This is a genomic window from Fischerella thermalis PCC 7521 (genome assembly GCF_000317225.1).
GTDB lineage: Bacteria > Cyanobacteriota > Cyanobacteriia > Cyanobacteriales > Nostocaceae > Fischerella > Fischerella thermalis.
The window spans coordinates 1-22,934 of the sequence record NZ_AJLL01000008.1; the positions used below are offsets into that span (position 1 = coordinate 1).

A 22,934-nucleotide genomic window follows, 5' to 3' on the forward strand; every position below is an offset into this window, starting at 1 on the left:
TGTACATGGTAAAATCGTGTCGAAAAATCCCTAACCAAACCCTATTTTCCCGACCCTCAATCCCTTATTTCTCCGCAATCAATCTTTGCAACCGCTCATCTGTGAGAAATTTTTGAAAGCTAGAGTTAGTTTTTACTGTCTTGCGACATTCAGGATTGAGACTAATAGCTCGTTGTAAGCTTTCAAGGGCTAATTCAAGATTTTGTTGCAAAGCATAACAACAAGCTTTGTTGTAATGAGCTTCAAAGGAATCAGGAGATAGTGCAATTGCTTTGTTAAGGCTAATTAGTGCTTCTTGATAAGAACCTAATTTATTTAGCGCATTACCTCGGCTGTACCAAGCTTGGTAATTATGAGGGTGGATAGCTAGTACTTTGTCGTAGCAAACTACTGCTTCTTTGTAGTCTCCCAAATTTGCCATAACTACACCCCGGTTGTACCAAGCTTCGTAATAATCAGGCTTGATTGTTAGTGCTTTGTCATAAGAAGCAAGTGCTTCTTTGTATTTGCCTAAAGAGTACAGCCCATTACCTCTGTTGTACCAAGCTTTATAATGGTCAGGTGCGATCACCACTGCTTTATCGCACGATGCAACTACTTCTTGATAAAAGCCCAAGGGATATAAGGCTATACTGCGGTTGTACCAAGCTTGGTCATAGTCTGGCTTGATTAGCAGCACTTTGTCGTAAGCAGCAACCGCCTCTTCATAGTGTCCCAAAAAATATAACGCATTGCCCATGTTGTACCAGGCTTGGTAATGCTCGGGTTTGAATTCTACTACTTTTTCACAGGATCTAACCACTTCCTCGTATAATCCCAACAGATATAGGACTACACTCCCGTTGTACCAAGCTTGATAATAGTCGGGTTTGAGCGCCAGGGCTTGGTCATAGGAAGTAACTGCCTCATCATAATGTTTTAACGCATACAATGCATTACCTTTGTGATACCAAGCTTGATAATGGTCGGGTTTAAGCGCCAGTACTTGCTCGTAGGAAGCAACAGCCTCTTCATAGCGTCCCAAGTTTTCTAGTGCTTGACATCGGCTGTAATAAGCTTGGTGATAGTCTGGCTTAATAGCTAGTGCTTTGTCGTAGGAGATTACTGCTTCTTGATCACGTCCCAAAAAATACAAAGCAATGCCCCGATTATACCAAGCTTGATCTAAATCCGGCTTGATCGCGAGCGCCTGATCATAAGAATCAACTGCTTCTTCATAGCATCCCGATAGGTGCAATGCTAGGCTCCGATTATACCAACCTTGGTAGGAGTCACTCTTGAGGGCTAGGGCTTTGTCATAGGATGTAACTGCTTCTTCATAATTTGCTAATAAGTACAGTGCGATACCCCGGTAAAACCAAATATCAGAGATTTCACGGTTGAAGGTGAGGAGATGATCGAAGCAAGTTAAAGCTTGTTTGGGGTGATTGAAGTTTAAGAGTTGACAGCCTAAATTAAAGAGTTTACCCAGCATTTGCTGCGGATATCTATCTGTTAGCTGCAAAATCAAGTGGGATAGGGAATCAACATATTCATTAGCATCCACTTGCTTGTCTTTGGCTTCTATTTGTCCTGGGCGAGGATTAAGGATGTGTTCACTTTCAATCAGATCATTTAGGACTCTGCGAATTAGCCAACGATGCTGTAATTGTTGCTGGGACTGATCCCCGATCATTAATAAAGCAGCTGGTTCTAAGATGAATCGTTCAACTGCAAGATTAAATTGTTGCAGCAAATCTACAGCATCATAAATATATCGGCTAGCGGGATGTTTTTTGATGGCATCTGCGTAGCACTTTTCCCAAGTCTGTTGACAAGTTTCAATGTAATTATTAGAGGTTAAAGATAAGCCTTTATTTCTGAACCGACGGAGATTTACAACTACATTTGTGAAGGTCTGGTCATTTTTCTGGGCGATCGCTATATAGTCATCTTCGTTAATTTTTATCTTATTTTGAGGAACAGTGTTACTTAATAACTGAACAATTGCTGCATTTTCTGGTTCTGGTAAGTGATAAACCTGAAAACGCTGCTGTTGCACTTTTTCCCATTCACTTGCGCCAGTGGCAATTACCCGTATTTTATCCTGACCGCAGAACTGTTCATAAATTTCCAGAACTCGCCACAGTCGCTGTTGTAAAGGTACAGTCAAAGGTGCTAACTCAGATCCCTCTAGTCCAAGGGGCAATTTGGGCAAGTGATCGTCTATCCTTTGATAGAGATTATCAAGCACAAACAGCAACTTGCGCTTAGCAGCAATTTTTTGTAGTTGCTCTTGGTTTGGTTCATCTATCCATCCATCAGATTTTAGCCAGAGAACTGTCCAGCCTTCTCGGTTATAAAGTTGTGCTAATTCGGCGGCTTCTCGAGTTTTCCCGACTCCTGCTTTTCCGACAATCAAAAGCCAGCGGAATTCTTCTAATTGATTTTCCAATTCTCGCCGCACATTGCGATCGGCTTGTCGCATTTGATAAGGAATGTGGGAATCTGCGAGGGGGTCATTGCTATCCTCACCAAAAGCCACAGATAATACATTTCCATTGGGTTTGATAACCTCAAAGGGAAAAATGGAAGGAGGTATTTGTCTAATCCGCCTCTGTTGCATGTAACACCACAAAAGTCTAACAACGGCATTAATTCAGGGTGTGAGCAACCTTCAGAGAAAGGATATGAATAAGTTCACCAAAGTTGTTTGTAGGTGGATCCAAGGTTAAGAAGAAAAATGCAATTTCCCTTTTAACATTGAATCTCCACCTAACCAATAATTGAAAATTTGGTTTGGTGAATTAATATTTTATCCTTCTTTAAATTGTGATATGATTCTCAGCTACTCACCCAATCGCTGGAAAATATAAGCCCAAAAGCATTCGATTTGCGTATTTCAATTCTCTTTCTTGAAACCTGAACAAAGGGATCATCCCCACTTTGCTACTTGGCGGTTTCAACCAAGTTACACAAACTCAACCCACCTGCACGAGTTGATATAACAATACCAGGCGGAGTTTGCCTGTATAACTGCGATTTTCAATCGCCAGGGATTTTTTGCACATATGAGATGCTTCCTGAGCAAGTTACTCAAATATTATCCCACAACTAAATAAATAAGAGTTAACTGAAATCAGTAAATAGTAAACAGTGAACAGTTATTAGGCGCATGGTTGGGGACAAAAAGGGAACAGCGAACGGGGGTAAGGTAGGGGAACAGATAAAAAATGCCAATTACCCATTACCCATTACCCATTACCCATTACCCATTACCCATTACCCATTACCTATTACCCATTACCTATTACCCATTACCTATTACCCATTACCAACCTCTAGGGTAAGACTTGAATCAATTCGTATTTTTGCACAGTACCCAAAACACGATGAGGTGTAGATAAATTTGTTGCTTGTTTTGCAGAGATCCAAGCATAGCTATAAACTGGTAGTTCCGAAATTTGCTCTACATCTTCTCCGTGATGAGGAGTGTAAAAATCAAGTAGTACCCCAGTTTTTCCCCCAACTTTGACAAAGTGGATAGAATGATTCTGTAAAATTTGAGCGATCGCAGGCTGTGCTAAAAAAGTTCTCATCTGGGGATTGTAATCACTCAAAAAGCCATTACTTCCAGCGACAGCCAAAGCTAACCAAGCTGGAATTAACCAACCAGCCAACCAATAGTTGGAATTCAAAAACTTTTTACCAAAGTGGTAACGACCAATCCAAACTAAAGGTAAAATCAACCAACCATAGCCTAGAGTCAAGGTGACAGTTGCATATTTGCGAATATCAGCACTACCCCAAATCAAAGCGAATATACTCGCCAGTAACAATAGAATAGCTAATACACCGATCCCATAGCTGAGATTGCGAATAACTTTCTTGATATAAAGTTTTGCATTTAAGTGAAGTACACCCGTCCCCAACTCTCCCCTGAGATTGGGGAGGGTGCGCGACAGTGCGGGTGGGGTATTTTTGTACGTCGCGTTGTTGAAATCTGCTGTATAAGTTAATGTTGTTTGTTCATTTCCCCCTAAATCTCTAATCTCCATATTGGCATCAAAACCCACTTTACCCAGCCAATCCAGCCCGACAGCCGCTAGCAAAGCCATAAAAGGATATAGTGAAAGACTGTAGTGAGGTAAACGAGTAGAAAAAAGACTAAGTTCAAAAAATAAAACTAATGGCAAACCAACCAATATCAACTGATAGCGAGGAATAGGAAGACGCCAAGCTAAAAATAAACCCAAAAGGCTAAAGAAAAACCAAGGAAAAGCTTTAATAGGGAGATTCCATAAATAAAATAAAATCCCATTTCCAGAACGCTCTTGAGAAACTAAACGAAATACAAATTGCCATAATTCTCTAACACTATCAATACCATAGTGCAAAAAATTAAACCACAGCCAAACAAAAAAGGGAGTTAAACCCAGCAAAAATCCCAAATATAAAATTGGGTTTGTCAGATGACGATGACGGCGATGTTCCCAAACTAGATAAGGAAACAAAGCAAACATTGGCAAAAAAATCATAAAGCTTCTCATCAAAAAACCCAAACCAAAACAAACACCCACAACAAAAGTATAAAAATAGCAAGATCGAGGATTTAATTCTGCTTTTAATAAAGATAAAATTGCTAAAAGTACCAGAAAAATCATTGGTACATCAGGTGTACCCAAACGACAATATTGCAACCACAGAAATTCCACACTTAAAATTGCACTAGCTAGCCAAGCAATTTTTTTATCTAATAAAATTTTCCCAATTTCATAGAGAATTATTACACTCAGTACACCCAAAATCATACTTGGCAGACGTACACTAGCCTCATTAATACCAAATAGGGTATAAGAACTAGCAATTAACCAGTAGGGGCCTGGAGTTTTATGATGGGGTTGTGACCAAGGATTAATCCAATCACCAGACTCAAACATTCGACGCGATCGCCAAGCATAAATCCCTTCATCATGGGCCATCAAGCTACTATGCCCAGAATTAAATAACAATAACGGCAGTATCCAAAATAACAAAGTTACGTAAGGAAAGCCTACCCAAGAACGAAAACGGCGCCACACTAATTGATACTCCAGTAACCTAAACAACATTGATATTGATTGTTTTTTAACTAATAGATCCTTGATAGACTCGCCTATTTTTCAGACTGTTTCTAATATACGTATGGTGGTACACAAATTTAGACAAGACCTCTCATCATCCAAGTTTTATGCTGCTTAGACCAGAACAACGTACAAAACTTGACGCAGACGACGACAAGCAATTTTATTCCTTTCCGCGCCTTGTCACTCATGTAGACGAAGGTTTTATTCAACAATTAACCGATTTATATCGCGATCGCCTGCAACCCAACACACGCATTTTAGACATGATGAGTAGTTGGGTTTCCCATTTACCGGAAGAAATGCAGTTTGCTCATGTGGAAGGACACGGACTCAACGCTGAGGAATTAGCACACAATCCCCGCTTAAATCATTATTTTGTTCAGGATCTCAACGAAAATCCGCGTTTACCACTTCCAGATCAAGAATTTGATGCCGTCCTCAACTGTGTCTCTGTGCAATATTTGCAATATCCAGAGGCAGTATTTTCCGAAATTTATCGCGTCCTCAAACCAGGTGGAATCGCCATCATCAGCTTTTCTAACCGCATGTTTTATCAAAAGGCGATCCAAGCATGGCGAGACACATCAGAAGCAACCAGAATTGAATTAGTTAAAGGCTATTTTAACTCTGTACCTGGATTTACTACCCCAGAAGTGATTGCTAGGCAATCAAATATACCAGCTTTCCTTCAGTGGTTGGGTGCTGGGGGAGGAGATCCGTTTTATGCAGTGATTGCTAGACGCCAATGAAGTTTCTTTGTGTCTTGGTGTCTTAGTGGTTAAACAAAATTTATTTTTTCACCACCAAGGTACTAAGCTGAAACAAGTCTGATCAAAAAGTAAATTTTTTGTTAAAAGCACCTAGAAGCCGTGATAATTGCCTTGAAACTTTAGCATCAACGAGAGTCAAACTATGAATTTTCCTCGTGTCCGCAGGATTTTAGCTGTTGTGTTGCTGTCAGTGTTGTTGCTGACCACAGCTTGTACTCCCAAAGAACCGGGACGCTTTGACCAGGTGCAACAAGAAAGCAGTCGCCAAAAAACTGGTCAAGCTGTTGCCAAACAAGCAACTCAGGGTAGCGAATTTAACAAGTTTTTCCCCCCTGCTGAAGATGGGTACGAGCGTGTATATACTCAAGAAAAAAAGGGTTTTGCTGAAGCTAAGTTAAAAAAAGATGGTCAAGAATTAGCGATGCTAGCTATTTCTGATACAAAAAGTATCCCGACAGCAGCAGCCAAATTTGCCAACAGCAGCAAGCAAATTGCTGGCTATCCAGCCGTAGAAATTGGCAATACTCAAACTGCAATACTCGTCAACAACCGCTATCAGGTAAAAGTACTGTCTCGTTCACCATCATTTACAGCTAGCGATCGCGAAACTTGGCTGAAAAAATTTGACCTGAATGGTCTAGCACAACTCAAGTAAAAGTTGTTAATGGTTGGTGATTGGTAGTTATTTGGAACCAACAACTAACAATCAACAACCAAAAACCAACAAAATAAGGAGATTTTTGTGAGTAAACCCATTTTTGAGTTGGTAGACGAACTACCAACTAATAACTTGACTGTTTCCATGCTGAATTCGCTAGATTTTGTCGCCCCTGGTGAGTGGCAAAATGTGGTTGGTTTTGTCAACACGATTAAAACTGTGACTGGGGAAACTGATGAAGGTTTGATTCAAGCAATTGGCGAGCGAGCAATTTATCTCTACAATGATCGTTCCCAGGGCTACCAACGGGCTATGTGGTTGTATCAAACAGTTGATCGCACAGATAAAGCGCTGGGTGCAGCAGCTTTTGCTAATAAGGTAGGAGAGAAAATTCCTCTGTTGGGGTTTCTCAACTCTATCACTCCCAAAGCTGACAAAGCTCAAACCATTGATCTGTGTTTGAAATTAGTTGCTGAGTTGGTAGCTTTTTGTAGCATCAACGGTATTCCCGGCGATAGCATTGGGGACTTTGTAGCGTCCTTGGGTGAGTATAGCGGTGAGTCGCTGATTCGCATGGTGGCTTTGGTTTGTGTTGATGGTTTGATACCCCTTGGTCCGGACTTCATCAGCAAAGCCTTATCTACAATTAGTCAGACTAATCCCCAAGAGTTGGAACACAATACAACTTTCCAAAATATGCAAGAGGCAATTCCGGGTCAAAACTCTGCTAGCAAACTGAATTTTATTGGCGAAAGTTTTCAGTCGGTTCAAGGTTGGATGAGTAACTTAGTTGCTGCCAAAAATTTGACGCCTCAAAAGGTTGTTCAGAACTTGCAAAATTTTGTTGAAATAGCTGATGACAAATTAGATTATTTAGGAGCGTTTCTAGACGTAGCAACAAATTATTACGAACATACAGGTACACAAACCCTTGCACGCCGCTTGATTGAACGAGCTGTAGCGGAAATTTAGTTGAATAACTGAATGGGTAATTAGTAATAAATTCTATTACTAATTATCCTTATTAAAAGAATAATTTCTAAGAAAAAATCTTCACCAAAAAGTAGTGAATTAAACTGGAAATTCAGGGGTTGTATTTGATAATAATTTGGCGCGAATCGCTAGAAGTGGTGTTCGTTGTTTGTTGTTTGTTGTTCGGATAAATTAACAACCAAAATGTAATAGTTTGGTAAGGGTTGGCGCTGCTTGTTATGGGGTACGCACTTCCCGGGACTTTGAAAATCCTTCAGAACTGAAACCCGTGATGTCAGTAAAAACCAGGGTAGCGCAGGTAAGGAAAATACCAGCAGGTAAAACTATTGGTTATGGCAGTTTGTATACTACCCAACGTGATAGTTTAATTGCATCTTTACCTGTGGGTTTTGGTGAAGGTTATCCGCGATCGCTATTTAACAAGGGTATTGTTTTGATTCAAGGTCAGCGTTGTCCAGTAGTAGGAAGAGTTTCGCTAAATATTACAACAGTAGATGTTACAGATCTACCAAAAGAAGTAAAATGGGGAGACGAGGTAGTTTTGGTTGGTAGTCAAGGTAACGAGGAGATTACCTTTGAAGAATTAGCAGATAAGTTTCAGAGTGTACACACAGAAATCAACCTGATGGCTGGTTTTATGAACCAGGTAAGTTACTTATATTGATTCAGGTGATGTGCTTTTTCCCATCCTGGCACGGCAAAGTAGCCGTGCTTTTATTATAGATTCAGAAGGCAGAAGGCAGATGGGTAAGAAATTTTATACTTGGTTGTGGGAATTCTCCGTGATTAGCTGTCTTAAAAATAGCGATCAAAATTAGCGACTAACTTAACAGCCAACTCATAATCCATCGGTGTGCATCGCCTTGCACGGTGTTCGTTAGACTTTTTCCCTCGTTGTGGGCAGTTGCCCATGAAACTCAAGCTTGAAATATGAAATAATTTCAGTGAATACACTGACTTGATGAAATCTTTATTTTTACTTTTGACTACTCTTATAAACTTTGTTCCATACATAACTTGTAGTTTGGTAAGTTATTAACATAGCTTAAAAAAAAGTGTATTTAGGCAAACAAGGGGCGAAGTTGAGTTACTATCCGGAAGGCATTCCTCCTCACGGTGGGCAGTTGGTTAATCGCATTGCTACACCAGAACAAAAAGAAGTATTTCTCTCTAAGGCTGAGTTTCTGCCGCGTGTGCAACTCGATCAAAGAGCAGTTTCTGACCTAGAAATGATTGCGATCGGTGGTTTTAGTCCTCTAACTGGTTTTATGAACCAGCAAGACTACGATCGCGTTGTCGCCGAAATGCGCTTGGCGAACGGTACTGTTTGGTCAATTCCAATTACACTTTCAGTCAGCGAAGAAGTTGCGGCTTCCCTTACAGAAGGCGGTTTGGTGCGTCTGGATAACCCTGAAGGCAGATTTATCGGGGTTTTGGAACTCAGCCAAAAATATCGCTATGACAAAAAGCGAGAAGCAATCAATGTCTACCGCACCGATGATGAAAAACATCCCGGTGTCCAAGTAGTCTATAATCAAGGGCCTGTGAACCTTGCAGGTGATGTGTGGTTATTAGAACGCGATCCCCATCCCTATTTCCCTACCTACCAAATTGATCCTGCCGAGTCCCGGCAATTATTCAAGCAAAAAGGCTGGAAAACCGTTGTTGGTTTCCAAACTCGTAACCCCATCCACCGCGCCCATGAATATATCCAAAAGTGTGCGCTAGAAACTGTGGATGGTCTGTTTTTACATCCCTTGGTAGGGGCAACAAAAGATGATGATATCCCTGCGGATGTGCGGATGCGTTGCTATGAAATATTACTAGAAAATTACTATCCCCAAGATCGGGTAATTCTAGCAATCAATCCCTCAGCAATGCGTTACGCCGGGCCTCGTGAAGCAATTTTCCATGCTTTAATCCGCAAAAATTATGGCTGTACTCACTTTATCGTCGGGCGGGATCATGCAGGCGTTGGTGATTACTACGGAACCTACGACGCTCAGTACATCTTTGCTGAGTTTACACCAGAGGAAATCGGCATCACGCCAATGATGTTTGAACACGCCTTCTACTGCACCCGTACCAAGCAGATGGCGACAACTAAAACTAGTCCCAGTAAACCAGAGGAACGCATTCACCTTTCGGGTACAAAAGTACGGGAAATGCTGCGTCGAGGCGAGTTACCTCCACCAGAATTTTCCCGCCCAGAGGTAGCAGCAGAACTAGCACGGGCAATGAAAGTGAGTGTTTGAGGATCAATCAGGGATCGGAAGGAAGACAAGGGAGAATTATTTAACAAGTTTCTTCCCAGTTCCCTTTCCCCTTTCCCCAATCTTTACACTAAAGCCCTCTGCCCGATAAGCTTAATAAGCTGGTGGACTAAGGGCTGATAGCAATTATGAAGCGGCGGACGTTTTTGCAACGGTTTGGCTCCATACTCGCGGCGTTGGGTGTCGCAGAAGCTGAGTGGTTCCAATTCGGAACTCGTTATCGGCAGGCATTAGCGCAACCCAGTTCGCGTAAACTAGCGTTATTGGTGGGCATCAACCAATATTCTGAAAGTCCAGCACTCAATGGTTGTCTGGTAGACGTGGAACTGCAAAAGGAGGTTTTGATCCATCGTTGTGGTTTCCAACCGTCAGATATTTTGTCTCTGACTGACGAACAAGCCAGCAGAGAATTTATTGAAGCTGCTTTTTTAGAGCATTTGATTGGACAAGCAAAACCTGGTGATCTAGTTGTCTTCCACTTTAGCGGCTATGGTAGTCGTGTCCGTGTGGGGAACACACCAGAAGCGACACAAAATGCTCTTGTTCCCGCAGATGGAATTGAAGAATCTCCACAAAATCCAAAAATTGTCAACTATTTATTGGAAGAAACCCTACTGTTGATGTTGCGATCGCTCCCTACAGATCGAGTCACAGCAGTATTAGATACCAGTTACTATGCACCCACTAGTATATTGACAGCCCCTTTGCGAGTTCGCGCCCGCCAAACGCCACCAGCAGCAGTTTTAACAGGTGCAGAACTCGACTTTCAAAAACAACTGCAAGAAAAAGCCTCTCCAGAACAGCCAGGAGTAATACTGTCTGCAACTTCCACTCCCAACCAAGTAGCACGGGAAATCCAATATTCTGGTTTTAGTGCCGGATTATTTACCTATACCTTGACACAATATCTCTGGGAAACAACACCAACAATCACAATTCCCGTGTTGATCTCCCGTGTGGAAAGTGCAATGCAGCAGTTAGGTAGTACACAGCAACCAGGCTTGTTGATCGGTAAAAAAAATCAGCAACGAGTCCAACTCAACGAGAACTTTGTCCTAGAGACTACTGGTGCAGAGGGAGTGGTGACAGCAACGGAAGAAGACGGTAAAACAGTACAGGTGTGGCTGGCTGGAATTCCACCCCATGTACTGGAACACTACGGTGTGAATTCTCGTTTGAATGTGGTGAATCAAGCTGGTGCAACTACACAATTAATCGTGCGATCGCGTAGTGGCTTGACGGCAAAAACCCAGATTTTATCTACTGAAAATAAAACATCTCCTCAAATTGGGCAACTTGTCCAAGAAGCAGTGCGAGTCTTACCCCGAAACATCAACTTAATAATTGCTCTTGATGGGGAACTAGAAAGAATTGAACGGGTAGATGCTACCAGCGCCTTTGCTACAGTTGCTCATGTGACAAGCGTAGTTGCAGGAGAACAACCAGCAGACTACGTATTTGGTAAACGTCCAGACACCAAAAACAAAGATTTAATTGCTTCCACCTCATTAATAATCTCTCCCAGTCGCTATGGCTTATTTTCTTCCAGTAGCGAGAGGGTTCCCAATACCTTTGGCGAAGCAGGAGAAGCAGTCAAAGTCGCAGTACAGAGATTAAGTCCCAAACTAAAAACCCTTCTGGCGGCAAAATTGTGGCGACTCACAGATAACGAAGGTTCTTCCCGATTGAACGTGAAAGCAACCCTAGAAATAATTAGTGGAATTGCACCTCGTGCAATCATGCACCGGGAAACACTACGAACTGCTAATCCAGAAACCATCAACAAAAAATCAGCTAACCCTGAACCGGGACACACCCCGACCATATCGATTGGGAGTCGGGTACAGTATCGCGTGCAAAACATCGGCAACAACCCAATCTACTGTATGCTTGTAGGACTAAATAGCGCCAAGAACGCGATCGCTCTTTACCCGTGGCAAAAAGTCACAGAAACTGAAGATCCCCAAGAACCACAGCTAATTGATATTACCATTGCTCCCGGCGAAACCCTAACTTTACCACAGACCACATCTGGTTTTGAATGGGTAATCCAAGGGCCACCTTCCTTTAGTGAAACCCAATTAATCTTTAGCACAGCTCCATTTACCCAAACCCTCAACGCTTTGGCATCTGCTAAACACCCACGCGCCGATCAACAACGTATTCTCCCAATATTAAACCCCCTAGAAGTAGCCCACGCCCTGCTGCAAGATTTACACAACGCTAGTACAACAGCAGCCGATCCTAACACCGTCCCTGCTGACTCCTATGTATTGGATGTGAATCATTGGGCAAGTTTGGGTTTTCTATTTCAGGTGGTTTAAATGGAGCCTTTACCCCAACAATGGAAGGATGTTCAACCAAATATTGTCTATCAAACAACCAATGCTCTACTTGTTTCGTTTAGTGCTGAACAAGTAAAGCTGGGAATCAAATATGATCAAAGTAGCAAGCATTTAAAAGCTATTGATAAAGGACAAGTGCCACAGCGCGGTAACATTGGCCTAGTTCCTTCCCAAGAGGAAGGTTACGATTTGAAATCAAAAGTGTTGGGCAAAGGTGGTGATCGACGGTTTCATGCAAAATTTATAGATGGAATCTTGCACTTTCCTGGTTTGGCAACAGAACATTAATTCAAGTAAGCCATGACTAAACTCGAATTAAAAAATCATCAAATATGGCGTGATTTGACTGAAATCTTAGAAAATCTAGATAGTGATGCACTTTTGAAAGAGCATTTAGAATTATGTGACTACAAAGTATGTGGCTACTGGGATGAAAATGATGGATATTATCAAGAAATTATCTTGCCACGTGATCTCACAGCTTTGTTAGTCAGTAGTTCCATTGGCTTTACACATACCAAACGCTTTTTTCAACTTAAATTTGTCCTGCTAGCTTCAACAGATGCTACTTACGAGCAGCCAAACCACAATGACGCACAGAAAATTGGTGAGTTAATTCTCATCTATGATGAAAATCTAGAATTTATAGATGAAAATTGGGTTTTAGATGTTCATTCTCCTAGGGTGGAGGCAAAATGCACCAATACCAATTCTTTATAGAATACACTGCTTTTAACAAAAACTAATCCCTACTCCAGATCTTCTTCTTTTTTAGACTTCTTCTTCTCAACCGTATACTTAATCTCTAACTGCTCCGCAGCACGATAACTTTTTTCCTCACCAGTACCATACACAACCTGTAAATTCCCTCTTCTGTTCTCCTTCTCTTGGCGATCTTGGCGTCGTGGCGGTGCATTTCTTACCCCTCTTCTCCTCGCCGAAGTTCCCTCTTCCGCCGTATCTTGCGCCACCACCTCATATAAAATCGCCTGTTTATGATTATCCTGACCCTTCCTCAACACCCTCCCCAATCTCTGAATATATTCCCTTGCCGAACCCGTACCTGATAAAATAATCGCTACACTCGCCGCCGGCACATCTACCCCTTCATTCAACACATGGGAAGCAACAACAGTCTTATACTCCCCCTCCCGAAACCTTGTCAAAATCTCATGGCGTTCCTTCACAGGCGTTTGATGAGTAATAGCTGGAATTAAAAACTCCTGGGAAATTCGATAAACTGTAGCATTATCAGCAGTAAAAATTAAAACTCGCTCCGGATAATGCTTCGCTAATAAATTTGCTAGAATTCTTAACTTACCATCCGTACCAACAGCGATTTCTTTAGCTTGGCGATGGGCTAACATAGCTCTACGTCCTGCTTGCGATCGCGCACTCATCTGCACAAATTTTTGCCAACCCTGGATGCTCCCCAAAGAAATTTTCGCTTGCTGCAAAAAATCATTGCGGATTTGAATTAAATCGTTGTATTTTTCCCTTTCATGCTGGGATAGCTTGACTTTAATTTGCACAATTTCGTGTTCTGCTAACGCTTTTCCCGCCAAATCTTCAGCCCTTTTGCGATATACTTCTGGGCCAATTAGTATATTCAAATCAGTATGTTTGCCATCACTGCGTTCCGGTGTCGCCGATAATCCTAAACGATAGGGAGCGATCGCATACTCTGCAATTACCCGATTAAAATCCGTTGGTAAATGATGACACTCATCAAAAATCAACAAGCCGTACTGATTTCCCAAACTTTCAGCATGAATCGCGGCGCTATCGTAAGTTGCAACCAGTATTGCTGTTTTATCCCGTGAACCACCCCCCAGTAAACCTACCTCCGCATCCGGAAACGCCGATACCAAGTGTGCATACCACTGATGCATTAAATCCAACGTTGGCACAACAATCAGTGTACTGCGCGGCGTCGCCTCCATTGCCATCTGCGCCAAATAAGTTTTTCCAGCGGCGGTAGGTAGCACCACTACACCTTGTCTTCCCGCCAACTTCCAAGCTGTTAACGCTTCACTTTGGTGGGGATAGGGTTCCATTTCCAAACTAGAAAGCAATTCTAGAGAATAAAATCCTTTCGCCTCGTCAATAAAATAGGTATCCTCTGCTTGGAGTGCTTCTACCAAAGGACGATATCTAATCGCCGGAATACGGAACTTTTCAACTCTATCATCCCATACGGCGTAATCTGTCCAAGCTTTGCCACGGGGTGGTGGATGCAAAATTAATGTGCCACGATCAAAAGTCAATGTAGGGGTACGAGCCATTTTTAGGTTTCTCCCAAATAGTTGTTTGTTGTTTGTTGCTTGTAGTTTGTTCCCAGCAACTACCAACAACCAACCGCCAACAAAATTTACTCACTCAACTTATTCCCTTAACAAAAATAACTGAAAACGTGCATGATTAAACCGACAAATACAGACAAAGAGCAACTTGATATATTCCTGAAACAAGTGATGTTTCACTGAAAAGCCTGCTAGTATTTTCGACTCCTACACCACACAAAGACAGAAATGGTACTTGATCGATTACGATTACAAGCACAGATTATGTTAATTGTTGGACTGACAGTAATTGGCTTAAAAAAATTTGCTTATAATCTGTGGGGAGATACTGTCAATACTGCTAGTAGAATGGAATCACACGGTTTAGCTGGCTGTATTCAAGTCTGCGAAGCTTCTCATCAATGTTTAAAAGATAAATTTATTTTGGGAAAATGAGGATTGATTAAGATTAAAGGCAAGCGAGAAATGATGACTTATTTACCTTCTGCCTTTTTTATCATAGATAATTTTTTGCTCTTATTGACGTAACAAACCAACCAAATGGGAAAGTTCCGGTAAAATTAGTTTTTCCATCGCTAATTGCACCGCATTGCTAGAACCAGGAAGAGAAAAAACTAATTTACTTTGATACACACCAGCAACAGCACGAGAAGCGATCGCTCGTGAACCAATTTCCTGATAACTTAAAAAGCGAAACAATTCACCAAATCCCGGCAAAGTTTTTTCTAACAACTTTTCTATGGCATCATAGGTAGTATCTCTCGGTGCAATACCCGTGCCACCAGTGAAAATTACTGCATCTAAATTGGAATTTTTACCCAGCAGTTCTAACTGTTCTTGGATTTGATTTGGTTCATCTTTAATAATTGTGTAAACTCCGACTGTGTGGTTAGCATCCCGGAGTAATTGTTGAATTAACTGACCACTTTTATCTGTGGATTGGGAACGTGTATCGCTAACGGTAACTACAGCACAAGTTACCGTCAACAATTGAAAATTTGAATGAGGGATATGAGTCATTTATTTGTGGTTTGGTGTTTGTTGGTTGTTGGTTGTGATTGGTTGTTTGAGCAAACACCTACCAACTATCAACCATCAACAAAATTCCTTAGCCAATGACCAATGACTTTTTAAGATTTATTAAATCCCAAGTCATTTTCTTCTGCATATCTTTGCATAAACCGCATGAAGCGATCCCATTGTTCTTTAGATTTCATTAAATAAACAGCTTCCAAAGCTTCTGGTTTACCGTTGACGAATCTACCTTTGACTTCGCGGGTGACAATTTCCCCTTCTTCGTCAATCATGTACATACCGGTGATGTCTTCGGTATTGCCACTATCCAATGCTTTAGGATTTTGAAAAATAAACGTTGCAGTACCACTGTCACCAGTGCGCGATCGCGTCAAGCGTACTTCTGGAATTACTTCTTCGTCAATACCTTTAGAAAACTGGATTTTTGCCATGATGAGTGAATTTAAAGTTTTGTGATGTTTAAACTAATATTTTCTCATCTTTTAGTACAAATCAGTCTAGATGATGATCAGATTGATTACCTACGTGTAAACACTTATATACTTTCTTTGTCTAGTATTAAGGTTACAGGCCCGTCATTTTCAATCGTAACTTGCATCATCGCCCCAAATTTACCAGTTTCTACCTTCAAACCACTCTCCCGTAACTTGGCGACAAAGCAATTATATAAATTCTCAGCAGTTTGAGGGGTTGCTGAACGGTCAAACGATGGTCGTCGACCTTTGCGACAGTCACCGTAAAGCGTGAACTGACTGATTACCAGCAACTCACCACCAATTTCTTGCACAGATTTTTGCCACCTATCTCCGCCTTCCTGGTCAGGGAACAGTCGCAATTCCAAACATTTACGTACCATCCAGTCAAGTTCAGCATCAGTATCACTATCAGCAATACCCACAAGCAAATTCAGTCCTCGTCCAATTTTGCCGATAATTTCACCATTAACTGTGACTTTGGATGATTTAACTCGCTGAATCACAACACGCATTATATAAAGTGACGTTTTAAGTGTTATTTATACTGTATTTATCCTCGCTGGGCTAGTCTTAAATAAAGACACAATTCAACAGTTGCTGCGAAAAGAACTTATGCAAGAGTCAGTAACTTATCAAGCTTTAATAGATGAAGGTCGGGCTATAGGTCGGGCTGAAGGTATTCAAGAAGGTATTCAGCGGGTTGCTGTCAACCTTCTCAAAGAGGGAATGTCAAGGGAAATGGTGTCAAAATTGACAGGTTTATCAGTAGGACAGCTGCAACAGTTGGAGATTTCAGAGACTGACGAATCACAAGATTAAGAGAAACTAATAAAAAGTTCCCTCACCCCAAAGGGGTTAGTCATTGGTCATTCTAATGACAAATGACAAATGACAAATGACCAATGACCAATGACTACTTCCCGAATCCTTTACCACGAGTCGTAGAAGGAATACATAGACAGTTTTCTAATTGTTCTCGCAATTTTTCATGGTCTAAATTTTGACCAATCAGTACTAACTGATTTTTCTTTTCGCCTTTCCACTCATCATCATCTAAGGTAAAGCGTTTACCACATAGGTGAAAAATATGTCGCTTGGGACTTTCATCAAACCACATTATACCTTTGGCGCGGAAAATAGTGTCGGGAAGTTGGTTATCTAAGAAATACTGAAATTTTCTGATTGCAAAAGGTTTGTCACTCTCAAAAGATATTGAGGTAAAGCCATCATTTTCCAGATGATTGGAATGATGGTGATGGTGGTGATGATCATGGTCGTGGTGGTTGTGACCGCATTCTGAGTGGTCATGATCATGGTCGTGATGGTGATGGTCGTGATGGTCGTGATCATGCGCTTCTGCAGCGTCAAAATACTTATCTGTCTCAAACAGACCAACACTGAGAATTAAAGGTAGTGGTACTTGTGCTTTCTTGGTACGAATAATCCTCGCACCTTCCTTAACCTCTCGAATTTTGGCTTCTAGTGTTTCTAATTCTGTTTCAGAAACTAAATCTGTTTTATTCAACAAAATCACATCACCATAGGCAATCTGACTATAAGCTGCTTGAGAATTAAATAAATCTAGGCTGTAATTTGCTGCATCGACAACAGTGATAATCGAATCTAGACGAGTTAAATCTCGTAATTCCGTACCAAGAAATGTTAAGGCAACTGGTAATGGATCTGCTAGTCCAGTTGTTTCTACAACTAAGTAATCTATATTTTCTTGACGTTCTAAAACTTTGTAAACGGCATCAACCAAATCATTATTAATGGTGCAGCAGATACAACCATTACTTAACTCCACCATATTATTATCGTCGGTAGAGATAATTAACTCGTTATCAATGCCGATTTCACCAAATTCATTTACTAAAACAGCGGTTTTTAAACCCTGTTGATTGCTCAAGATATGATTAAGTAAAGTTGTTTTGCCACTGCCAAGAAAACCAGTGATAATTGTGACTGGTAATCCTTGTTTTGGGGCATCCATTGAATGAGATTCAGAAGTAGCTGCTTGCATAACACTGCCATCAAATGAGTCAAACTAGAGAATGTAGCGCAGAGAGTCCATAAAACACTAGCATAGGGATGCTGGATCAACATCCCAGTTGCTTTAACCTATTATTGCGTATCTCAATCAGTAATTACTGTGTTATGACCCTAACCGTTTACAATACCCTCACTCGTCGCCAAGAACCTTTGGAAACAATTGAGCCTGGAAAAGTTAAGATGTATTGCTGCGGCGTGACGGTGTATGACTATTGCCATTTGGGTCATGCTCGTTCCTATATAGTTTGGGATACTATACGTCGTTATCTGCAATGGCGCGGTTATCAAGTCTACTACATCCAGAATTTTACCGATATTGACGATAAGATTCTCAACCGTGCCAGGGAACAAGGTACAACGATGGAAGCGATATCACATCGTTTTATCGATGCTTATTTTGAAGATATCCGGCGTTTAAACGTCATGGATGCTGACGAATATCCCCGTGCAACGGAACACATTCCGGAAATCCATGAGATGATTAAAGCCTTAATTGCAAAAGATTATGCCTATGCGGCTGGTGGTGACGTATATTACAGAGTTGAGCGTTTTTCTACTTATGGCAAGCTATCTGGACGCGAACTAGAACAAATGCAAGCTGGTGCAAGTGGCAGAGTAGATGCTGAAGATCAAGAAGGTAAAAAACAGCACCCCTTCGATTTTGCTCTATGGAAAGCTGCTAAACCTGGAGAACCAGCTTGGGACTCACCTTGGGGTAAAGGTCGTCCCGGATGGCATATTGAATGTTCGGCGATGATTCGATCGCGACTAGGTGAAACAATAGATATTCATGGTGGCGGTGGTGATTTAATCTTCCCTCACCATGAAAATGAAATTGCCCAATCAGAAGCCGCCATCAATAAACCCCTAGCCCGTTACTGGATGCATAACGGCATGGTGATGGTGGATGGTAAGAAAATGTCCAAGTCTCTGGGTAACTTTACTACCATCAGAGAATTATTAGATCGCCCAGTTGACCCAATGGCGGTACGTTACTTTGTCTTGCAGGCACACTATCGCAAACCTCTTGATTTTACAGATGAAGCGATCGCCACTGCTGAAAGTAGTTGGAAAACTCTCAAAGAAGGTTTACTCTTTGGTTACGAACACGGTGAAAAACTTGGCTTTGACAATAACGGCAATAACTTAGATAAAGAAATCATCAACAGGTTTGAAGAATCAGGAGATGATGACTTTAACTTCTCTGGTAGCCTAGCAGTACTATTTGAACTGGCCAAGGAACTACGCCGAGAGGGAAATCTTTTGGTGCATGAAGGTAGAACCGAAATACCACCAGAAGAATTAGCTAAACAATGGCAGACTCTTGTGACTTTAGCCGGAGTTTTGGGTTTAGAAGCTAAGGTTACAGAAGAAACAAATAATACTGGTGGTATTACTGAAGTAGAAATCGAAGAGTTAATTCAAAAACGGCAAGAAGCGAGAAAAGCCAAGAACTTTGCCGAAGCAGACCGCATCCGCGATGAATTGCAAGCCCAAGGCATTACTTTAATAGATAGCCGTGAGGGTACTCGTTGGCATAGGAGTTAAAAAAAACGAACACAGATGAACACCGATAAACACAGATAATTTATCCGTGTGCATCTGTGTGCATCTGTGTTCGATTTTCAAAACATCATACTTTACTACATGCAAGGAACACTAAATTTAAGGAAAAATTGCCAATTCCGTTTCTGGATCAAAAAAGTGAAGTTTTTCTGGTGTCAGGGATAACCATAGCTGTTCCCCCACATGTACCAGCCTGTCTGGAGGTACTCGCACTTGCAAAGAATTACCAGAAGCAGTCACAGGTTGTTGAAAACTAGAACCAACTAACTTTGTAGATAAATAGCTATCATTGCCGAGGTTTTCTACTAATTCGACTTGTACTGGTAAATTTTTCGTCGCAGGCACACTTAAAATTAAATTTTCTGGACGAATGCCTAATATTACAGTGCGTCCATCGTATTTTTGTAAGGCTTTACCCCAAAATTCTGGCAAAGTCAGGCGAAAATCTCCGTTAGTAATTAACAAAGGGGCATGAAATTGCATCGGCATAAAATTCATTGGTGGTGAACCAATAAATTCAGCCACAAAAAGGTTGGCGGGACGATTATAAAGTTCCAACGGCTGGGCAACTTGTTGAATTTGACCTTGATTGAGAATTGTAATGCGATCGCCCATTGTCATCGCTTCTGTTTGATCGTGGGTAACATAAATTGTTGTTGTCCCTAGCTGGCGTTGCAGTTTGACAATTTGGGCGCGAGTTTCGGCGCGCAGTTTAGCATCAAGGTTAGAAAGCGGTTCATCCATAAGAAACACTTGGGGATTGCGGGCGATCGCCCTTCCTAAGGCTACCCGTTGTCTTTGTCCCCCGGATAATTGTTTGGGTAAACGATTTAACAGTCCCTCAATTTGTAATAACTGGGCAACGTATTTTACCCGTTCATTGACTGAGCGTTCTTTCTTTGAAATATAACGGAGTCCTTTGGGTAAATTTCGTGTCATCCCCACGAGTAAATTTTCTGCCCACGCCGTTAAATGGGGTGATGGGGTAAACTCCTCCCCACCTCCAATAGTTCGGCGTCGCAATCCAAAAGCAATATTGTCATACACCGACATGTGGGGATAAAGGGCGTAATTTTGAAACACCATCGCAATATCTCGTTCCTTAGGGGGGAGATCGTTAACTAAGCGATCGCCTACCCAGATATTGCCTCCAGTCATGACTTCCAAACCAGCAATTAACCGTAGCAAGGTGCTTTTACCACAACCAGAAGGCCCGACCAGCACCATAAATTCACCATCTGCCACAGTCAGGTTAATTCGCCGCAAGACATTCACACCATCTGCACTTTTAGAGGCAGTTGCTTCCTTTTTCTCTCCATTCAATACCAGCTGGGTTTGAGAAGTAACACTTTCTCCCCGACGAGGAGGAAAACTTTTATAAACGTTTTCTAAAATTACTTGCGCCACGAGTTTTTCAGCAATGGTCAAGGGTCAAGGGTCAATGGTCATTTGTCATTAGTTAATAACTTTAAACAAATGACAAAGTACACTTAGGCTTCAGCGCTCATGATACACGTTTGCAGTGACTACGAAAAGTTAAAAAAACAGCTTTTACTATAACAGCCACACTACCTTGAAAGACACCCCTCTCCTTAGCAAGGAGAGGGGCGAGGGGTGAGGTTTTTTCATCCTTGGTGGTGAAATTTTTTCATTAGGACTACCTTGAAAGAAAGCACATTGGGGAATTTTATTATGGCTTCTCATCTTACCTCAAATCCTTCTCCTCAAGAGACGCCGACTCCTACCCATGACATTTTATTTGAATCTATTCAAACTTCACCACCGATGGATGTGCTTTGGTTCCGTTTACCGAAGCAACCAGGAGATTATGAAGGGGGAATGGGGCGTATTGGTCGTGGTCATATCGTCGCTATGCTAGATCGCGGCGATCAATGGCAAATTGCCTACGTGATTCCTAAGGGAGAGTATCAGGAAATTCGTGCGTCTGGCATGGAAGCTTTGAGAAAGTCTATTGTAGAAGTAGTGCCAGAATTGCAAGACCGCATTCAACATCTACAAGATTGGTCACAGATTGCTTTCCTGTCTGTAGAATCCAGCCGCTTAGTCCGTTGGTATCGTCCTGGACTACTGCTGATTGGTGACGCAGCCCATGTGATGTCTCCTGTCGGTGGAGTTGGTATCAATTATGCGATTCAAGATGCTGTTGTGGCTGCAAATGTCCTGAGTAAACCACTCAAGCAAGGACATGTAGAATTACACGAACTCGCCAAAGTGCAACGCCAAAGAGAATTGCCGACTCGGATTATCCAAGCATTTCAGTCTTTTATCCAACAGCAGATATTTGCCCGTGTTCTCAATTCAAATCAGTTGTTACAGCTACCTGGTTGGTTACGCTTGCCTTGGTTACGTGACTTGCCAGCAAGGTTAGTAGCCTATGGTGTTTTTCCTGCTCATGTCAAAACTTGAAGACAAGTATAATACAAATGTACTGAATTGTTGTAGAATTAAATACTTATTGCAGCCAATTAAAGTTTCCGAACAGTAGTTTGATACTGTTCGCAATACTTCCTTGGCTTTTATGCTAAAACAGTCTCAAAGCCAAGAGTGTAAATTATGGAATTTAGTTATTCACCATCAATAAAGTTAATGAGTCTTGGTTGTCATTAGTTAATAGTCAATGGTCATTAATTATCATTAACAATATTTTTAATAGAGACATTCGTATGATAAACAAAACAAACATTATTTAATATTCTTGCTTTCCTGTTCCCCGTTCCCCAATCCCCAATCCCTATTTCAACTCAGGAGAATTTTGATGAACAGCTGTATTTTGATGGCGGAAATTATTAAAGAACCAGAACTGCGTTTTACACCAGATGGATTGGAAGTGACAGAGATGCTGGTGCAGTTTTCTGGGTTGCGAGAAAGTGAACCAGCAGCAAATTTAAAAGTAGTAGGTTGGGGCAATATGGCTAAAGAAATTCAGCAGCACTACCACGTTGGCGATCGCGTTCTTTTAGAAGGACGCTTAGGTATGCACACCATTGATCGTCCAGAAGGTTTTAAAGAAAAACGTGCCGAGTTGACAGTACAAAAAATTTATCCTTTGGTTGCAAATTTAAACATGACTGGATCTTCCAGGACCACAGCACCAATTACTACTCCTCCTCAAAAAGCTGTTTCTAGTTACGAACCACCGCTTTCTACGCCAACTCCAACAACAAGTAATGTTGGTGTCGCTTCCCAAAATAATTACTCAGAACCTGTTCCCCAAGTCTCAAAACCTGAACGCAGTTCCTATCCTCCAGTAGCACCTAACCCAGAACCAGACGTTGATGATATCCCATTTTAAATCAGTGAACAGTTACCACTGATCAGTTATCACTTATTGTTTACT

Annotated in this window: 21 protein-coding genes and 1 pseudogene; 14 read left to right on the top strand and 8 right to left on the bottom strand. The window is 41.5% G+C overall.

The genetic code is table 11. The features are described 5' to 3' along the window. Nucleotides 1-64: 64 nt before the first annotated feature. A complete protein-coding gene (locus UYK_RS0101730; protein WP_016870797.1) occupies nucleotides 65-2,605 on the bottom strand; it encodes a tetratricopeptide repeat protein in 2,541 nt (846 codons plus the stop codon). A 715-nt stretch (nucleotides 2,606-3,320) separates the two neighbouring features. Beyond that, on the bottom strand, nucleotides 3,321-5,090 hold the full coding sequence (locus tag UYK_RS0101735; RefSeq protein WP_016870799.1) for an ArnT family glycosyltransferase: 1,770 nt from the start codon (nucleotides 5,088-5,090) through the stop codon (nucleotides 3,321-3,323). A gap of 119 nt (nucleotides 5,091-5,209) precedes the next feature. Here UYK_RS0101735 and UYK_RS0101740 point away from each other — a divergent pair, with 119 nt between their 5' ends. From UYK_RS0101740 to UYK_RS0101775, 9 genes are all read left to right on the top strand, one after another. Beyond that, nucleotides 5,210-5,854, top strand: coding sequence for a class I SAM-dependent methyltransferase (locus UYK_RS0101740; RefSeq protein ID WP_009455370.1), 645 nt, complete (start codon nucleotides 5,210-5,212; stop codon nucleotides 5,852-5,854). 163 nt (nucleotides 5,855-6,017) lie between these two features. Beyond that, nucleotides 6,018-6,530 carry a hypothetical protein gene (locus UYK_RS0101745; RefSeq protein WP_009455371.1) on the top strand — a complete coding sequence of 171 codons (513 nt, stop codon included), beginning with the start codon at nucleotides 6,018-6,020 and terminating at the stop codon, nucleotides 6,528-6,530. 87 nt (nucleotides 6,531-6,617) lie between these two features. After that, complete coding sequence (locus UYK_RS0101750; RefSeq protein ID WP_009455372.1) at nucleotides 6,618-7,505, top strand: hypothetical protein; 888 nt, start codon at nucleotides 6,618-6,620, stop codon at nucleotides 7,503-7,505. A 214-nt stretch (nucleotides 7,506-7,719) separates the two neighbouring features. Further along, nucleotides 7,720-8,190: an alanine racemase C-terminal domain-containing protein gene (locus tag UYK_RS0101755; protein WP_016870801.1), complete on the top strand. Its 471-nt coding sequence runs from the start codon at nucleotides 7,720-7,722 to the stop codon at nucleotides 8,188-8,190. 10 nt (nucleotides 8,191-8,200) lie between these two features. Further along, complete coding sequence (locus UYK_RS25885; RefSeq protein WP_157221803.1) at nucleotides 8,201-8,344, top strand: hypothetical protein; 144 nt, start codon at nucleotides 8,201-8,203, stop codon at nucleotides 8,342-8,344. A 237-nt stretch (nucleotides 8,345-8,581) separates the two neighbouring features. Continuing rightward, the gene (gene sat / locus UYK_RS0101760; protein WP_009455374.1) at nucleotides 8,582-9,781 is read left to right on the top strand and encodes a sulfate adenylyltransferase; all 1,200 of its coding nucleotides are present in this window, start codon (nucleotides 8,582-8,584) and stop codon (nucleotides 9,779-9,781) included. Between the two features lie 146 nt (nucleotides 9,782-9,927). Further along, nucleotides 9,928-12,123 carry a caspase family protein gene (locus UYK_RS0101765; protein ID WP_009455375.1) on the top strand — a complete coding sequence of 732 codons (2,196 nt, stop codon included), beginning with the start codon at nucleotides 9,928-9,930 and terminating at the stop codon, nucleotides 12,121-12,123. Then, a complete protein-coding gene (locus UYK_RS0101770) occupies nucleotides 12,124-12,432 on the top strand; it encodes a hypothetical protein (RefSeq protein ID WP_009455376.1) in 309 nt (102 codons plus the stop codon). Between the two features lie 12 nt (nucleotides 12,433-12,444). Further along, complete coding sequence (locus tag UYK_RS0101775; RefSeq protein ID WP_009455377.1) at nucleotides 12,445-12,864, top strand: hypothetical protein; 420 nt, start codon at nucleotides 12,445-12,447, stop codon at nucleotides 12,862-12,864. A 29-nt stretch (nucleotides 12,865-12,893) separates the two neighbouring features. On the opposite strand, the gene UYK_RS0101780 is transcribed toward UYK_RS0101775, so the two are convergent. Then, nucleotides 12,894-14,429 carry a DEAD/DEAH box helicase gene (locus UYK_RS0101780; RefSeq protein ID WP_009455378.1) on the bottom strand — a complete coding sequence of 512 codons (1,536 nt, stop codon included), beginning with the start codon at nucleotides 14,427-14,429 and terminating at the stop codon, nucleotides 12,894-12,896. Nucleotides 14,430-14,675: 246 nt separating this feature from the next. Between UYK_RS0101780 and UYK_RS0101785 the strand changes: the two genes are divergently transcribed. Further along, the gene (locus UYK_RS0101785) at nucleotides 14,676-14,882 is read left to right on the top strand and encodes an adenylate/guanylate cyclase domain-containing protein (RefSeq protein WP_009455379.1); all 207 of its coding nucleotides are present in this window, start codon (nucleotides 14,676-14,678) and stop codon (nucleotides 14,880-14,882) included. Between the two features lie 81 nt (nucleotides 14,883-14,963). Here the strand turns inward: UYK_RS0101785 and UYK_RS0101790 are convergent, their stop codons facing one another. The 3 genes from UYK_RS0101790 to dtd all read right to left on the bottom strand — a co-directional run bounded on the left by UYK_RS0101790 (nucleotide 14,964) and on the right by dtd (nucleotide 16,470). Beyond that, on the bottom strand, nucleotides 14,964-15,467 hold the full coding sequence (locus UYK_RS0101790) for a MogA/MoaB family molybdenum cofactor biosynthesis protein (protein ID WP_016870804.1): 504 nt from the start codon (nucleotides 15,465-15,467) through the stop codon (nucleotides 14,964-14,966). Between the two features lie 110 nt (nucleotides 15,468-15,577). Continuing rightward, on the bottom strand, nucleotides 15,578-15,913 hold the full coding sequence (gene psb28, locus UYK_RS0101795; RefSeq protein ID WP_009455381.1) for a photosystem II reaction center protein Psb28: 336 nt from the start codon (nucleotides 15,911-15,913) through the stop codon (nucleotides 15,578-15,580). 104 nt (nucleotides 15,914-16,017) lie between these two features. Next, nucleotides 16,018-16,470 (bottom strand): D-aminoacyl-tRNA deacylase, encoded by a 453-nt coding sequence (dtd, locus tag UYK_RS0101800; RefSeq protein ID WP_009455382.1) that lies wholly within the window; start codon nucleotides 16,468-16,470, stop codon nucleotides 16,018-16,020. Between the two features lie 100 nt (nucleotides 16,471-16,570). Between dtd and UYK_RS0101805 the strand changes: the two genes are divergently transcribed. After that, complete coding sequence (locus UYK_RS0101805) at nucleotides 16,571-16,777, top strand: hypothetical protein (protein WP_009455383.1); 207 nt, start codon at nucleotides 16,571-16,573, stop codon at nucleotides 16,775-16,777. 94 nt (nucleotides 16,778-16,871) lie between these two features. On the opposite strand, the gene UYK_RS0101810 is transcribed toward UYK_RS0101805, so the two are convergent. Then, a complete protein-coding gene (locus tag UYK_RS0101810) occupies nucleotides 16,872-17,981 on the bottom strand; it encodes a CobW family GTP-binding protein (RefSeq protein ID WP_009455384.1) in 1,110 nt (369 codons plus the stop codon). A 134-nt stretch (nucleotides 17,982-18,115) separates the two neighbouring features. Between UYK_RS0101810 and cysS the strand changes: the two genes are divergently transcribed. Continuing rightward, nucleotides 18,116-19,558 carry a cysteine--tRNA ligase gene (gene cysS, locus UYK_RS0101815; RefSeq protein ID WP_009455385.1) on the top strand — a complete coding sequence of 481 codons (1,443 nt, stop codon included), beginning with the start codon at nucleotides 18,116-18,118 and terminating at the stop codon, nucleotides 19,556-19,558. Between the two features lie 117 nt (nucleotides 19,559-19,675). On the opposite strand, the gene UYK_RS0101820 is transcribed toward cysS, so the two are convergent. Beyond that, complete coding sequence (locus tag UYK_RS0101820; protein WP_009455386.1) at nucleotides 19,676-20,983, bottom strand: ABC transporter ATP-binding protein; 1,308 nt, start codon at nucleotides 20,981-20,983, stop codon at nucleotides 19,676-19,678. 351 nt (nucleotides 20,984-21,334) lie between these two features. Between UYK_RS0101820 and UYK_RS0101825 the strand changes: the two are divergent. Next, nucleotides 21,335-22,003: pseudogene (locus tag UYK_RS0101825) on the top strand (FAD-dependent monooxygenase); the annotation flags it as partial. 349 nt (nucleotides 22,004-22,352) lie between these two features. After that, nucleotides 22,353-22,889, top strand: coding sequence for a single-stranded DNA-binding protein (locus UYK_RS0101830; RefSeq protein ID WP_009455388.1), 537 nt, complete (start codon nucleotides 22,353-22,355; stop codon nucleotides 22,887-22,889). Nucleotides 22,890-22,934: the final 45 nt, after the last annotated feature.

Coding starts and splice junctions, on each gene's coding strand:
- UYK_RS0101745 (WP_009455371.1), top strand. CDS start 6,018: ATGAATTTTCCTCGTGTCCGCAGGATTTTAGCTGTTGTGTTGCTGTCA.
- psb28 (WP_009455381.1), bottom strand. CDS start 15,913: ATGGCAAAAATCCAGTTTTCTAAAGGTATTGACGAAGAAGTAATTCCA.
- dtd (WP_009455382.1), bottom strand. CDS start 16,470: ATGCGTGTTGTGATTCAGCGAGTTAAATCATCCAAAGTCACAGTTAAT.
- UYK_RS0101780 (WP_009455378.1), bottom strand. CDS start 14,429: ATGGCTCGTACCCCTACATTGACTTTTGATCGTGGCACATTAATTTTG.
- UYK_RS0101775 (WP_009455377.1), top strand. CDS start 12,445: ATGACTAAACTCGAATTAAAAAATCATCAAATATGGCGTGATTTGACT.
- cysS (WP_009455385.1), top strand. CDS start 18,116: ATGACCCTAACCGTTTACAATACCCTCACTCGTCGCCAAGAACCTTTG.
- UYK_RS0101770 (WP_009455376.1), top strand. CDS start 12,124: ATGGAGCCTTTACCCCAACAATGGAAGGATGTTCAACCAAATATTGTC.
- UYK_RS0101805 (WP_009455383.1), top strand. CDS start 16,571: ATGCAAGAGTCAGTAACTTATCAAGCTTTAATAGATGAAGGTCGGGCT.
- UYK_RS0101810 (WP_009455384.1), bottom strand. CDS start 17,981: ATGCAAGCAGCTACTTCTGAATCTCATTCAATGGATGCCCCAAAACAA.
- UYK_RS0101830 (WP_009455388.1), top strand. CDS start 22,353: ATGAACAGCTGTATTTTGATGGCGGAAATTATTAAAGAACCAGAACTG.
- UYK_RS0101790 (WP_016870804.1), bottom strand. CDS start 15,467: ATGACTCATATCCCTCATTCAAATTTTCAATTGTTGACGGTAACTTGT.
- UYK_RS0101765 (WP_009455375.1), top strand. CDS start 9,928: ATGAAGCGGCGGACGTTTTTGCAACGGTTTGGCTCCATACTCGCGGCG.
- UYK_RS0101730 (WP_016870797.1), bottom strand. CDS start 2,605: ATGCAACAGAGGCGGATTAGACAAATACCTCCTTCCATTTTTCCCTTT.
- UYK_RS0101735 (WP_016870799.1), bottom strand. CDS start 5,090: ATGTTGTTTAGGTTACTGGAGTATCAATTAGTGTGGCGCCGTTTTCGT.
- UYK_RS0101740 (WP_009455370.1), top strand. CDS start 5,210: ATGCTGCTTAGACCAGAACAACGTACAAAACTTGACGCAGACGACGAC.
- UYK_RS0101785 (WP_009455379.1), top strand. CDS start 14,676: ATGGTACTTGATCGATTACGATTACAAGCACAGATTATGTTAATTGTT.